The 13,957-nt window shown below is 58.7% G+C and carries 10 protein-coding genes; 7 read left to right on the top strand and 3 right to left on the bottom strand.

Features of this window, described 5'->3' with window-relative positions; translation table 11 throughout:
• Positions 1–19: 19 nt before the first annotated feature.
• Positions 20–457, top strand: a complete 438-nt coding sequence (locus tag BFW87_RS15830; protein ID WP_017138275.1) for a YhcB family protein — start codon at positions 20–22, stop codon at positions 455–457.
• A gap of 183 nt (positions 458–640) precedes the next feature.
• On the opposite strand, the gene BFW87_RS15825 is transcribed toward BFW87_RS15830, so the two are convergent.
• From BFW87_RS15825 to BFW87_RS15815, 3 genes are all read right to left on the bottom strand, one after another.
• Positions 641–2,365 (bottom strand): ABC transporter ATP-binding protein/permease, encoded by a 1,725-nt coding sequence (locus BFW87_RS15825; RefSeq protein ID WP_078740706.1) that lies wholly within the window; start codon positions 2,363–2,365, stop codon positions 641–643.
• Positions 2,366–2,464: 99 nt separating this feature from the next.
• Complete coding sequence (locus tag BFW87_RS15820; protein WP_003171731.1) at positions 2,465–3,025, bottom strand: response regulator transcription factor; 561 nt, start codon at positions 3,023–3,025, stop codon at positions 2,465–2,467.
• Complete coding sequence (locus BFW87_RS15815; RefSeq protein ID WP_078740705.1) at positions 3,018–4,280, bottom strand: ATP-binding protein; 1,263 nt, start codon at positions 4,278–4,280, stop codon at positions 3,018–3,020. Before BFW87_RS15815 ends, BFW87_RS15820 begins: the two co-directional genes overlap by 8 nt.
• 205 nt (positions 4,281–4,485) lie before the next feature.
• Here BFW87_RS15815 and BFW87_RS15810 point away from each other — a divergent pair, with 205 nt between their 5' ends.
• The 6 genes from BFW87_RS15810 to BFW87_RS15785 all read left to right on the top strand — a co-directional run bounded on the left by BFW87_RS15810 (position 4,486) and on the right by BFW87_RS15785 (position 13,937).
• The gene (locus BFW87_RS15810) at positions 4,486–5,202 is read left to right on the top strand and encodes an SIMPL domain-containing protein (RefSeq protein WP_078740704.1); all 717 of its coding nucleotides are present in this window, start codon (positions 4,486–4,488) and stop codon (positions 5,200–5,202) included.
• A gap of 91 nt (positions 5,203–5,293) precedes the next feature.
• Complete coding sequence (locus BFW87_RS15805) at positions 5,294–6,895, top strand: ABC transporter substrate-binding protein (protein ID WP_078740703.1); 1,602 nt, start codon at positions 5,294–5,296, stop codon at positions 6,893–6,895.
• 258 nt (positions 6,896–7,153) lie between these two features.
• On the top strand, positions 7,154–8,782 hold the full coding sequence (locus BFW87_RS15800) for an ABC transporter substrate-binding protein (RefSeq protein WP_078740702.1): 1,629 nt from the start codon (positions 7,154–7,156) through the stop codon (positions 8,780–8,782).
• A 303-nt stretch (positions 8,783–9,085) separates the two neighbouring features.
• Complete coding sequence (locus tag BFW87_RS15795; protein WP_078740701.1) at positions 9,086–10,690, top strand: ABC transporter substrate-binding protein; 1,605 nt, start codon at positions 9,086–9,088, stop codon at positions 10,688–10,690.
• A 170-nt stretch (positions 10,691–10,860) separates the two neighbouring features.
• Positions 10,861–12,258: an OprD family porin gene (locus BFW87_RS15790; RefSeq protein WP_078740700.1), complete on the top strand. Its 1,398-nt coding sequence runs from the start codon at positions 10,861–10,863 to the stop codon at positions 12,256–12,258.
• Between the two features lie 80 nt (positions 12,259–12,338).
• Positions 12,339–13,937 carry an ABC transporter substrate-binding protein gene (locus BFW87_RS15785; RefSeq protein ID WP_078740699.1) on the top strand — a complete coding sequence of 533 codons (1,599 nt, stop codon included), beginning with the start codon at positions 12,339–12,341 and terminating at the stop codon, positions 13,935–13,937.
• Positions 13,938–13,957: the final 20 nt, after the last annotated feature.

The raw sequence follows: 13,957 nt of genomic DNA, 5'->3' as shown, positions 1-13,957 counted from the left end.
GTTTATAGAGGAAGGACTCGTGGAACACTCGCTCTTAGTTTGGTTGTTGCCGACTCTTGCCCTGGTTGCCGGTGTCGCCATTGGATTCCTGGTTGCTCGCCTGCTGCCGAATGCCGCGCCTAACCGCACGCAGCGTCAGCTGGATGACATTCAGGAACGTTTTGACAGTTACCAGAACGAGGTGGTTACCCACTTCAACAGCACCGCGACCCTGGTCAAGAAGCTCACTCAGAGCTATCAGGAAGTACAGGATCACCTCGCCGATGGCGCTAACCGCCTGGCCCTCGACGACATCACCCGTCAGCGTCTGCTGGCCGCGCTGCATTCCGATGCACCGCAAGCTCCACGGGAACGCCTGACCCCACCCCGGGAAAATCAGGAACCGCCACGGGACTACGCGCCAAAAACGCCGAACGCCCCGGGCATGCTGGATGAGCATTACGGCTTGAAGAAGTAAGTCATTTTCAAGCGTTAAAAAAGCCCGGCTGATCAATGATCAGCCGGGCTTTTTTCTTTCAGACGACACCGGTCAAATGTGGGAGCTGGCTTGCCTGCGATTGCAGTCGGCCAGTTGATACACCTGCGGCTGACACACCGCCATCGCGGGCAAGCCCGGCTCCCACATGGACCGCATACGACCTTAAGCCGGTTGTTGTTCCTGCAACAACCCACCCTCGATCCGCACATGCCGCCCATGGAAGCGCTTGAGACTGCTGCGATGCCCAACGCTGACAACGCTCAGCCCCGGCAGCTCATCGATCAACGCCTGATACAACGTCGCCTCATCCTCTTCATCCATGGCCGACGTCGCTTCGTCCATGTACAGCCACTGCGGCGCAAACAACAACGCACGGGCAAACGCCAGACGCTGCTGCTCACCCGGCGAGAGCATGCGCTGCCAATGGTTCGCCTCATCCAGACGCGAGACCAGGTGCGGCAGGCGGCAGGTTTCCAGCACCTGTGCATAACGTTCTGCCGGGTAAACGCTGTCGTCCTGTGGATAACTCAGCACCGCCTTCAATGTGCCAATCGGCAGATAAGGCTTCTGCGGCAGAAACAGGTAACGCGCAGCCGGCACGCGAATGCTGCCGTGGCCCGCCGGCCACAAGTGCCCCATGGCCCGCAGCAGCGTACTTTTGCCGCTGCCCGAGCGCCCGCTGAGCATCAAACGCTCGCCAGACTCGACAGTCATGTCGGCGTCGGTGAGCAGGTGACGACCATCGGCCAGGTCCATGCCCAGGCCCTGCACCACCAGACGCTCGCCCTCATCGCGCACATCAATCGCAGCAGGGCGCTGTTCGTTTTCGCTCATGGCCTGCTGGAAGCTCAGCAGACGGTCACTGGTAGCGCGCCAGCTCGCCAGGTCAGAGTAAGCGCTGATAAACCAGCTGAAGTTGCCCTGCACGTTGCCGAAGGCCGAGTTGATTTGCATCAGCTCGCCCAACTCGATCTTGCCGGCGAAATAGCGTGGGGCCGCCACGATAAAGGCAAAGACAATGGCGATTTGTTCGTAACCGGCGGTGAAGAACGTCAGGCGCTTGGACACTTTCATGATGTCCCAGTAGTTCTGCCAGACCTTGCCGAACCGCGTGCTCAAGCGTTGCTTTTCATTCGGCTCGCCGTTGTACAGGGCGATGCTCTCGGCGTTCTCACGTACACGTACCATGGAGAAACGCAGGTCTGCTTCGAAGCGTTGTTGTTGGTTGCTCAGGCCGATCAAGCGACGGCCAATCAGGTGAGTCAGCCAGCTGCCAACCGCGGCATACAGCAGTGCGCACCAGAACATATAGCCGGGAATGGTGATCCCAAACACTTCGATGCTGCCCGACACTCCCCACAAAATAATCGAGAACGACACCAGGCTGACAACGTTGCGCAGCAGGCCCAGGCCAAGGCTCAAGGTGGTCGAGGTGAAGTTGTTGAGGTCTTCGGAAATCCGCTGGTCCGGGTTATCGGTGTAACCGCCCTGCTCCAGCTGGTAATAGTTTTTGTTGCCGAGCCAGCGCGTGAAATGCTTTTCGGTGAGCCAGGCGCGCCAGCGGATGGTCAGCATCTGGGTCAGGTACAGGCGGTACACAGCGCCAAGGATAGCCACGGTGGCGATGCCACAGAAATAGCCGATCAGTTGCCAGAAGGCCTCGGTGTCCTTCTTCTCCAGGGCGTTGTAGAAATCCTTGTACCAGTGGTTGATCCACACGGAAATAGCCACGCTGAACAGTGACAGCGCGATCACCGCTGCCAGCAACATCCAGGCCTTGCCCTTCTCTTCACTGCGCCAATAGGGCGTGATCATCGCCCAGGTTCGGCGAAAGAAGTGCCCACGCACCGCGTCATTGACCGCGGAGTACTCAGCGTTCTGATTCATCGTTCAGGCTCTGTAAGAAAATGTGACAGGCGTTTGAACCGATCATAGACGATCGGTTCGGGGCTCCGTGCAGCCTGAAGCAAATTGTTCAGTCAGGGTTCAGCGCCGTACCGGGCGTTTCTGCAACTTGCGCTGCAACGTACGGCGGTGCATGCCGAGGGCGCGGGCGGTGGCGGAGATGTTGCCTTCGTGCTCGGTCAGCACGCGCTGGATGTGTTCCCACTGCAGGCGGTCCACCGACATCGGGTTTTCCGGCACCAGGGTGTCGAGGTCGGCGTGCTCGGAGAGCAAGGCGGCCAGCACGTCGTCGGCATCGGCCGGTTTGCACAGGTAGTTGCAGGCGCCGCGCTTGATGGCCTCGACAGCCGTGGCGATGCTGGAATAACCCGTGAGGATCACCACGCGCATCTCCGGGTCGAGTTCGAGCAACTTGGGCAACAGCACCAGGCCCGAGTCGCCGTCCATTTTCAGGTCGAGCGCGGCATAGTCCGGCAGGTCTGCCTGGGCGATCGTCAGGCCCTCTTCGGCCGAGCCTGCGGTGCTTACGCGAAAACCCCGGCGGCTCATGGCACGCGCCATGACGCGGGTAAAGGTGGCGTCGTCATCTACCAGCAACAAATGCGGCAGTTCTTCGCCTTCGACTTGGATCTCGTCACTCATCGATATCTCCTCGTGCGACACGTGGCAGGCGCAGCTCGGTAAGCGTACCGCCTTCCTCATGACTATAGAGTTTCACTGAGCCGCCCGCGCGGGTCACGCTGGCCTTGCTCAAAAACAGGCCCAGGCCGAAGCCTTTGCCCTTGGTGGTAAAGAAGGGTTTGCCGATCTGCTCGGCAATGGCCAGCGGCACGCCCGCGCCGTGGTCACGAATGCTGATGGTCACGTTTTCCGCGTCCCAGTCCAGCTGCACACCCAGGCCTTCGGGGCAGGCGTCGGCGGCGTTGTTCAGCAGGTTGAGCAGCGCTTGGGTCAGGTCCGGCGGCGGCGCCATGCGTGGCACGCTGCCCTGGCCTAATAGATGAAAGCGGTAGCTGGCTTCGGGGCGCATCAGGTGCCAGCGATTCAGCGCTTCGTCGAGCCACCGGGTCACGTCCTGCATGTCCACCGCGAGGCGGCGATTGGCTTCGGCGGCGCGCACCAGTTGCTGCAAGGTGTGCTTGCACTGCTTGACCTGTTCCTGCAGCACGCTGAGGTCATCTTGCAGGGCCGGGTCAGGATGATCCTGGACCATCTCATTGAGCAGCACACTCATCGTCGCCAACGGTGTGCCCAATTCATGGGCGGCGCCGGCGGCCTGGGTGGCGACGGCGAGCAGTTGCTGGTCACGCAAGCCTTCTTCACGGCGAATCGCGCGTAGTTCTTCCTGGCGACGCAACTCTTCAGCCATGCGCGCGGCGAAAAACGTGATCACCGCAGCCGACAGCGCGAAGCTCAGCCACATCCCGTAGATCTGCAGGTTTTCACGGGCGATGGGAAATGTCTGCAACGGGTAGAACCTGGCCAGCAACAGGGTGTACAGGGCCAGCGCGATACCCGACAGCACCACCGAGTAGCGCCACGGCAAGGTCACGGCGGCGATGGTCAGTGGCACCAGGTAATAGGACACAAAGGGGTTGGTGGAACCACCCGAGAAATAAAGCAACACACTGTGGATAAACAGGTCGCAGGCCAGTTGCAGGGCATATTCCAGCTCGGTCACTGGCCATGTTGTGCGCAGCCGGATAGCGGTAAACACACACAGAACAATGGAGAAACCGAGGGTTACACCCAATTGCAGCCACGGCAGTGGCAACAGGTCGAACCAATAGGCGAGCCCGACGGAGCCGGCCTGCGCGGCCAGTACCAGGGTGCGGATGAACGTCAGGCGCCAGAGGTTCTGGCGTGTGGCGGAAGTCAGTTTTACGGCGGCGAGCATGAGCTCTCCCGGTGAGCGCTGCAGGCGGATCGGCACGAGTATAAACGAAGCAGACCCGCCGCCACGGCCTGTGTGGCTCTTTGACGCAGGCACGGCAGATGACCGTTCGTCGGCGGCGCCATGACTTGTAGGTAATGTGTAAACCCGAAGAACCCGATGCCACCGTCTACAGTCATACCGAACACGAATACCTTAAGGAGCTTCCATGTCTCGTTTCACTCGCAGTGCCGCTGTTATCACCCTCAGCGTCGGCGCCCTGGCCAGCCTGCCGGCGCTCGCCGCCGATGCGCTGAACTACAACCAGATTTCCCTGCGCGCCGAGGTCAGCCAGGAGGTTGCCCGCGACAAGATGATCGTGACCCTTTACACCGAGTCCCAGAACAGCGACCCGGCCAAGCTTGCCGCCGAAATCACCAACACCATGAACAAGGCGCTTGGCGAGGCCCGCGAAGTCAAAGGCGTGACCCTGCGTCAGGGCAGCCGTAACAGCTACCCGATCTACGACAACAAAAACCAGAAGATCACCGGCTGGCGCGAGCGCGCCGAGCTGCGCCTGGAAAGCGCCGACTTCCCGGCCTTGTCCAAGCTCACCGGCGACCTGCTGAATACCCTGAAAATGGAAAACATGGACTTCGCCATTGCCGACAGTACGCGCAAGTCCAGCGAAGACGCGCTGCTCAAGGACGCCGTCGCCGCTTTCAAGGCCCGCGCCCAATTGGCCACCGACGCTCTCGGCGGCAAGGGCTACAAAATCGTCAACCTGAACTTCAACACCAACGGCTACCCGATGCCCTACGCACGTAATGGCGGGATGATGATGAAAGCCGCCATGGCCGATTCGGCGCCCACGCCTGAAGTGGAAGCCGGCACCAGCCAGGTCAACATGAGCGCCGATGGCGTGATTGAAGTGCTGATGCAGTGACCCCTACCTGACAAACCTGAACGGCGGTAACCTCGGTGACCGCCGTTTTCGTTTGGGCAGCGTTTATATGCCTGCCACTTCAGGGGTCTCCATGGAAAGAATCGCCTTAAAACCGCTCCTCCTCGCCGCAAGCCTGCTGGCGTTTATGCCGATGGCCCACGCCGCCACCACCCTGGTCTATTGCTCCGAAGCCAGCCCCGCCGGTTTCGACCCCAGCCAGTACACCAGCGGCACCGATTTTGATGCCTCGGCCGAAACCGTGTTCAACCGCCTGACCCAGTTCAAGCGCGGTGGCACTGAAGTCGAACCCGGCCTGGCGACGAGCTGGGATGTGTCCAAAGACGGCCTGACCTACACCTTCCACCTGCGTGACGGCGTCAAGTTTCACACCACGGATTACTTCACCCCGACCCGCGACTTCAACGCGGAAGATGTGCTGTTCACCTTCAACCGCCTGCTGGACGCCGACAGCCCTTTTCGCAAGGCCTACCCGTCCGAGTCGCCGTACTTCACCGACATGGGGTTGAACACCACGATCAAGAGCGTCGAGAAAGTCGACGAGCACACCGTGCGTTTCAACCTGAATAACGTCGACGCCTCGTTCGTGCAGAACCTGGCCATGAGCTTTGCCTCGGTGCAGTCCGCGGAATACGCCGCCCAGCTTTTGAAGGAAGGCAAAGCCGAAGAGATCAACCAGAAACCGGTGGGTACCGGCCCGTTTGTGTTCAAGCGTTACCAGAAAGACTCGCAGATTCGCTACGTCGCCAATAAGCAGTATTGGAAACCTGAAGACGTGAAGCTCGACAACCTGGTGTTCGCCATCACCCCGGACGCCGCCGCGCGCCTGCAGAAACTCAAGGCCGGCGAATGCCAGGTCAGCGGTTATCCGCGCCCGTCGGACATCGAGATCATGAAGCAGGACCCCAACCTGCGCGTGCTGCAACAGGCCGGTTTCAACCTGGGCTTCCTGGCTTACAACGTGACGCATCCGCCGCTGGACCAGCTCAAAGTGCGCCAGGCATTGGACATGGCCATCGACAAGCCAGCCATTATCAAGGCTGTGTACCAGAGCGCCGGGCAATTGGCGCAGAACGCACTGCCTCCGGCGCAGTGGTCTTATGACCCGAACATCAAGGACGCCCCGTACGACCCGACCAAGGCACGGGCGCTACTAAAAGAAGCAGGGGTTGCACCAGGTACCACCATCAACCTGTGGGCGATGACCGTTCAGCGCGCCTCCAATCCGAACGCGCGCATGTCGGCGCAAATGATCCAGCAGGATTGGGAAAAAGTCGGCATCAAAGCCAACATCGTCAGCTATGAGTGGGGTGAATACATCAAGCGCGCCAAAAATGGCGAGCATGACGCGATGATTTATGGCTGGACGGGCGACAACGGCGACCCGGATAACTGGCTCGGTGTGCTCTACAGTTGTGCTGCGGTCAAGGGCAGCAACTACGCCAAATGGTGTAACCCGGCCTACGACAAACTCGTGCAGCAGGCCAAGGTCAGCAATGACCGTGAGCAGCGTATCAAGTGGTATCAACAGGCGCAGAAAATCCTTAAGGATCAGGTACCTATAACGCCTATTGCGAACTCGACGGTTTTCCAGCCACTTCGCAAGGAAGTGCAGGACTTCAAGATCAGCCCCTTTGGCCTCACGCCGTTCTACGGTGTCAGTCTAGATAAGTAACAAGCCCGCCCCAACCGAGTGCGCCAGACGCCTCGGTTGGTCATTTTTGGTGCGCCCTACGCACCGAAAAAAGCCTCTAAATATATGCATTTATGTCGAAACTTTCATAAATGCGACATTCCTGTACGTTCGTACCACACTTTGACCCTCACGACGGTTCAACATCTTGCAATGGGTATGGCGCCTGCATAAGTATCCGCAGGCCGACTCACGAGGTCGCCCTCACCACCAAAAATGACAACAAATCATGAGGCCAACATGCTTAAACACGCAGTCCTTCCGCTTCTAGTGAGCGCTGGCCTTATGGCCGCAGCTCCTTTCGCCCAAGCGGCGAGCAACCTGGTGTTCTGCTCCGAAGGGAGCCCGGCCGGTTTTGATCCAGGCCAGTACACCACCGGAACAGACTTCGATGCCTCGGCCGAAACCATGTTCAACCGTCTGACCCAGTTCGAACGCGGCGGCACCGCTGTGATTCCTGGGCTGGCCACCAGCTGGGACGTGTCCCCGGATGGCCTCACGTACACGTTCCACCTGCGCGACGGCGTGAAGTTCCACACCACCTCGTACTTCAAGCCGACCCGTACCTTTAATGCCGATGACGTGTTGTTCACGTTCAACCGCATGATCAACAAGGACGATCCGTTCCGCAAAGCCTACCCAACCGAGTTCCCGTACTTCACGGACATGGGTATGGACACCAACATCAAGAACATCGAGAAAGTCGATGACCACACCGTCAAGTTCACCCTTGGCACCGTGGACGCCGCCTTCATCCAGAACCTGGCGATGAGCTTCGCGTCGATCCAGTCCGCCGAATACGCCGCGCAACTGTTGAAGGAAGGCAAAGCGCCGGACATCAACCAGAAGCCAATCGGCACTGGCCCGTTCGTGTTCAAGAGCTACCAGAAAGACTCGAACATCCGTTACACCGGCAACAAGGACTACTGGAAACCTGATGACGTGAAGATCGATAACCTGATCTTCGCTATCACCACCGACCCGTCGGTGCGCATCCAGAAGCTCAAGAAAAACGAATGCCAGATCACCCTGTTCCCGCGTCCGGCCGACCTCAAGGCGCTGGGTGAAGACAAGGACCTGAAACTGCCGCACCAGGCCGGTTTCAACCTGGGCTACATCGCTTACAACGTCATGCCGGTTCTCAAAGGCCAGACCGCCGCCAACCCGCTGTCCGACCTGCGTGTACGTGAAGCGCTGGACATGTCGGTGAACAAGCAGCAGATCATCGACTCCGTGTACCAGGGCGCAGGCCAACTGGCCGTCAACGCCATGCCGCCGACCCAGTGGTCCTACGACACCACCATCAAGGATGCGCCGTACGACGTGACCAAAGCCAAGGCTTTGCTCAAGGAAGCGGGCGTCAAGGAAGGTACCGAGATCACCCTGTGGGCCATGCCGGTTCAGCGTCCGTACAACCCGAACGCGAAGCTGATGGCTGAAATGCTGCAGAACGACTGGAAACAGATCGGTCTGAAAGTGAACATCGTCAGCTACGAGTGGGGCGAGTACATCAAGCGTTCCAAAGGCGGCGAGAACCAGGCCATGATCATTGGCTGGAGCGGCGACAATGGTGACCCGGACAACTGGCTGAACGTGCTGTTCGGCTGCGACTCGCTGGCCGGTAACAACTTCTCCAAATGGTGCGACAAGAAATTCGACGGCATCGTAAAAGAAGCCAAGGCCACATCGGATGTCGCCAAACGCACCGAGCTGTACAAGCAGGCGCAACATATCCTCAAAGATGCAGTCCCGATGACACCTATCGCGCACTCGACGGTGTATCAACCCATGCGCAACACCGTGCAGGACTTCAAGATCAGCCCGTTTGGCTTGAACTCCTTTTACGGCGTGAGCGTAAGCGGCAAGTAAGGATCAGTAACGGCGACGTTTCATAACGTCGCCGTTATTACATCTGCCTAGACCGTAGGAAACAGAGCACAAGCGCAACCATTGCCGTCCTACAGCAATGAGCCGCGACCTGTGCATCCGTTGCCTACAAGGTCAGTCAGTTTTCGCGCATTTACTGCGAAGTCCGTGACCCATAACGTCGCAGGACTGCAGCCGCGCCTATCTGAAGGGCACTTGCTGTGAGTGGGATCAGTGATGTTTTCCGGGCTTTTTGCCCGGGAGATTGCTCGCTGATGACAACTACAAACAAGGATCGGGATCGTCATGCGCCATACCACTGTTCTATCCGCAATTTTTGGCACCAGCCTGCTGGCTGCGGCCTCAATGGGCCAAGCCGCCGAGAAGAAGAGCCTGGTGTTCTGCTCCGAAGGCAGCCCGGCAGGTTTTGACACCGCGCAGTACACCACCGCCACTGACAACGATGCAGCGGAGCCTTTGTACAACCGCCTGGTTGAGTTCGAAAAAGGCGCGACCAATGTGGTGCCTGGGCTGGCAACCCAGTGGGATATTTCGCCAGACGGCCTGACCTACACCTTCCACCTGCGACAAGGGGTGAAATTCCACAGCAACAAGGAATTCAAGCCGACGCGCGACTTCAACGCCGACGACGTGCTGTTCACCTTCAACCGCATGCTTGACCCCGAGTACCCGTTTCGCAAGGCCTACCCTACCGAGTTTCCGTACTTCAACGGGATGAGCCTGAACAAGAACATTGCCAAGGTCGAAAAAACCGACCCGCACACCGTGGTGATGACCCTGAACACGGTCGACGCCGCGTTTGTACAAAACATCGCCATGAGCTTTGCCTCGATCTTGTCGGCTGAATATGCCGAACAGTTGCTCAAGGAAGGCAAGCCCAGCGACATCAACCAGAAGCCGATCGGCACTGGCCCGTTTGTGTTCCAGCGCTACCAGAAAGATTCGCAGATCCGGTACGTGGGCAACAAACAGTACTGGGACCCGAGCCGGGTCAAGCTTGACCAACTGATTTTCGCCATCAACACCGACGCGTCAGTACGTGTGCAGAAGCTCAAGGCCGGCGAATGCCAGATCACCCTGCACCCGCGCCCGGCTGACGTCGATGCGCTCAAGGCCGACCCGAACCTGCAGTTGCTGACCAAGCCCGGTTTTAACCTGGGTTACATCGCCTACAACGTGCGTCACAAGCCCTTCGACCAACTCGAAGTGCGCCAGGCGCTGGACATGGCGGTGAACAAGCAGAGCATCCTGAACGCTGTGTACCAGGGCGCCGGGCAACTGGCGGTCAACGCCATGCCGCCGACCCAGTGGTCTTACGACGACACCATCAAGGACGCACCCTACAACCCGGAAAAAGCCAAGGAATTGCTCAAGGCCGCCGGCGTGAAGGAAGGCACTGAAATCACCCTGTGGGCGATGCCGGTACAACGTCCGTACAACCCCAACGCCAAGCTGATGGCCGAGATGCTGCAAAGCGACTGGGCCAAGATCGGCCTCAAGGTCAAGATCGTCAGCTACGAGTGGGGCGAGTACATCAAGCGCACCAAGAACGGTGAGCACGACATCAGCCTCATCGGCTGGACCGGTGACAACGGTGACCCGGACAACTGGATGGGCACCCTTTACAGCTGCGACGCCATCGGCGGGAACAACTACTCCATGTGGTGTGACCCGGCGTACGACAAGCTGGTCAAGCAAGCCAAGGTCGTGACCGACCGCGAACAAAGGACTGTTCTGTACAAACAGGCGCAGCAACTGCTCAAGCAGCAGGTGCCGATCACGCCAGTCGCCCACTCGACGGTCAACCAGCCGTTAAGCGCCAAAGTTGAAGGGTTCCAAGTCAGCCCCTTCGGCCGCAACGTGTTCTCGGGCGTCAGTCTCAACCCATAAGAAAATAACCGGATGGTGGAGGGCGAAGTCGGCTCTCCAGCAAACGTGCAGCCTTTTGTTGGGAATTTTCCTACGGCAAACGTTTGCAAAAGCTTGAACGAGTTACACACCCAATAGCCGGTTCACCTAAAAAGACCGGCATTAAAAAGAGAACCAAAGGAGCTCCACCCATGAAACTGAGCAGCAAAGCGCTTCTGGCCCTGGCCATCAGCAGCATCACGGCAACCGCCTTCGCTGAAACCCAAAGCCAGGACTTCGTTCCTACCACATTGGCCGGCACCAGTGCCCAAAGCGAGGCCAAAGGCTTTGTCGATGGTGCAAGCCTGGGCGGTACCACCCGTAACTGGTTCTCCAACGAACAGAAGTTCCGCGGCGGCAAGTTCACTTACCAGAAGCACGGCGAAGCACGTACCGACGCATATCGTACTAACTGGGTACAGGGCACCATCCTGAACCTGAGCTCGGGCTTTACCCAAGGCACCGTAGGCGTTGCGACCGAAGTGGCGGCTTACAACGCCATCGTGCTGGACAGCAGCAAGCGTGACATCAAGGGTGGTTCCAACCGTACCCTGGCCGACTCCGACGGCGACGCAGTTGATCAGTGGAGCAAACTGGGCCTGGCCAACGTCAAGTTCCGTGTGTCGAACACCACCTTGACCGCCGGTCGCCAGAACTTCAGCAGCGGCATCATCGACACCATCGGTAACCGTGCCCTGCCGTCGAGCTTTGAAGGTTTCGCCCTCAACAGCGAAGAGTTCAGCAACCTGTCGTTCCAGGGTGCTTACTTCGACCGCGTGTCGCCACGTACCGAACAGAGCCTGTCGAAATTCCGCAGCGAGTACGGCAATGGCCAGCAGGAAGCTGACCACGTCTACACCGCCGGTGTGAACTACCAGCCGTTCAAGAGCCTGAAAACCAGCTTCTTCGGCGCTCAAGTCAAAGACTTCTGGAACCAGTACTACTTCGGCGCTACCCACGAACTGGGTGACAGCCAGCAACTGAGCCTGACCACCGGCCTGAACTACTACAAAACCGTCGACGAAGGCAAAAAGTTGATGGGCAAGATCGACAACGACACTTACTCGCTGTCGCTTGGCCTGACTCACCAGGCTCACAGCCTGACCTTCTCGTACCAGGAAGTGAACGGTAACGAGTACTTCGACTACCTGCACGAAACCAACGGTATCTACCTGGCCAACTCCCTGACGTCCGACTTTAACGGTCCGAACGAGAAATCGTTCCAGATCGCTTACGGCATCAACATGGCCGAATACGGCGTGCCAGGCCTGAAGTTCAACATCTACTCGGCTCGCGGCTGGGGCATCGACGGTACTCACTACACCGGCGACGGCGGCCGTGCCGGCTTCGCTTACAACGGTATCCAGGCCCAGGACGGCGAGAAACACCAGGAATACGGTATCGGTACTTCCTACGCGGTTCAGAGCGGCGCACTCAAGGCCACCACCATTCGTGGTACCTACGTGACTCACCGCGCCACTGCCAACCAGGCTGACGGCAACATCCGTGAGTTCCGCCTGGTCACCACCATCCCGTTCAACATTCTTTAATTAGCGCCAGGTAGACGGCGGGCTCATCACGAGCCCGCCGTCTACGCTTGTCTGGTTCCATCGATTGCAGAGGGCTCTGAATGAAAATGCTCCCGCTACAAGCCGCCATTGCTGCTGCGCTGTTGAGCGTGGCGATCGGCGTTTCGGCCAAACCGCTGGTGGTCTGCACCGAAGCCAGCCCGGAAGGTTTTGACCCGGTTCTGTACACCACGGCGGTCACCTCTGACGCCGCCGCTGAAACCATGTTCAACCGCCTGGTCGACTTCAAGCCCGGTACCACCGAAGTGATTCCCGCGCTGGCCAAAGACCTGCCGGAAATCAGCGCCGATGGTTTGACCTACACGTTCCACCTGCGTGACGACATCAAGTTCCACACCACCGACTACTTCAAACCCACGCGCAACATGAATGCCGACGACGTGCTTTGGAGCTTCCAGCGCCAGCTGGACCCGAATCACCCTTGGCACAACAAGTCCAACGTGGGCTACCCATACTTTGAAAGCATGGGTTTCAAGGAACTGCTCAAGAGCGTCACGAAGACCGACGATCACACTGTCGTCTTCACGTTGACCCGTCCTGAAGCACCGTTCCTGGCCGACCTGGCCATGGCATTCTCTTCGATCCACTCCGCCGAATACGCCGATCAGTTGCTCAAGTCCGGCAAGACCGATGACCTGAACGCCAAGCCGATCGGCACCGGCCCGTTCATCTTCACCCGCTATGCCAAAGACGCCCAAGTGCGTTTCAAGGCCAACCCGGACTACTTCCGTGGCAAGCCGCCGGCTGACCCGCTGATCCTGGCGATCACCACCGACAACAACGTGCGCCTGCAAAAGCTGAAGGCCAACGAGTGCCAGATCGCGCTGTATCCGAAACCGGATGACGTGCCGAGCATGAAGGCCGACCCGAACCTGAAGGTAACGGAATTGGCGGCGATGACCACCGCCTACACCGCGCTGAACACTACGCACAAGTACATGAGCGACGCCCGCGTTCGTCACGCGATCAACATCGCGTTCGACAAAAAAGGCTACAACGAGTCTCTGTACGGCAAAGGCAACGCCGTGGATGCCACCGGCCCGTTTCCGCCAACGCTGCTGGGTTTCAACGATAAGCTGAAAAACCCGCCACGTGACCTCGACAAAGCCCGCGCCCTGCTTAAAGAAGCCGGCGTACCAGAAGGCACCGAATTCACCCTGTTCACCCGTAACGGCGGCGGCCCGACCAACCCTAACCCGTTGCTCGGCGCCCAGCGTATGCAGGCGGATCTCGCCCAGATTGGTCTTAAGGTCAATATCAAGGTTATGGAATGGGGCGAAATGCTCAAACGCGCCAAAGCCGGCGAGCCCGACATGGTTTCGGCCGGTTGGGCAGGGGATAACGGGGACCCGGATAACTTCCTCACACCAAACCTGAGTTGCGATGCAGCGAAAAACGGCGAAAACTACGCGCGCTGGTGTAACAAAGAGTTTCAGGACTTGATCGACAAAGCGCGCGCCATCGAGGAACCCTCGAAACGGGCCGCACTCTACGAACAAGCCATGGATGTCTTCGAAAAAGACCAACCGTGGATTCCGATGGCTTACCCGAAAATGTTTACCGCCATGCGCAAGAACGTCGAAGGCTTTACCCAAAGCCCTCTGACTACAAATAACTTCGCCACTACCCAGGTGAAGTAAATAAGAGAAACGCTCGGCAC

Source organism: Pseudomonas fluorescens, from assembly GCF_002022275.1.
In the GTDB taxonomy this organism is placed as follows: domain Bacteria; phylum Pseudomonadota; class Gammaproteobacteria; order Pseudomonadales; family Pseudomonadaceae; genus Aquipseudomonas; species Aquipseudomonas fluorescens_AJ.
The sequence above is the reverse complement of the archived record's forward strand: the minus strand, read 5'-3'. Positions and strand labels throughout refer to the sequence as shown.